Source organism: Liquorilactobacillus sicerae (assembly GCF_029916425.1).
GTDB classification, from domain to species: domain Bacteria; phylum Bacillota; class Bacilli; order Lactobacillales; family Lactobacillaceae; genus Liquorilactobacillus; species Liquorilactobacillus sicerae.
The window spans coordinates 1-422 of record NZ_JAHAVQ010000293.1 but is presented as its reverse complement, the minus strand read 5'-3'; the positions used below and the strand labels follow the sequence as shown (position 1 = coordinate 422).

The following is a 422-nucleotide window of genomic DNA, read 5'->3' as shown; positions in this document are numbered from 1 at the left end:
GAGCACTTACAAAATAACGAGCCCATATGTTTTCAGTGCGTATACGTATATAAAAAAGAAATTTGAAGGGATTAAAAGAATTAGCGAGTACGAATCTAAAACGAATTATAATCGGAATTTTGCACCTTTTTATAACTATGCTCTTACTAATCAAGCGCGGGAGTATGGAAAGTTCATTATGGAATACGCTCAGCGTAAGAATATTGAACACTCAATTGTAGATTTCATGTGTGGAACTGGGACTCTTTTGAAGAGGTTTGAAAATGAGGGTTGGATCACTACAGGGGTCGATCTTTCTAGTAATATGCTAGAAGTTGCTAAACAACAACTTCGACATACGCCGTTATTTCAGGAAGATGTGAGTTTAGTTAAACTTAATCGGAGATTCGGTTTGGCTGTATCAACTGCTGATGCGGTAAATC

The 422-nt window shown here is 37.0% G+C and carries 1 protein-coding gene; it reads left to right on the top strand.

Features of this window, described 5'->3' with window-relative positions; genetic code table 11:
• Positions 1-178 precede the first annotated feature (178 nt).
• Positions 179-422 (top strand): methyltransferase domain-containing protein (locus KH893_RS12505; RefSeq protein ID WP_281166364.1); only part of this gene is annotated, 244 nt, incomplete at its 3' end.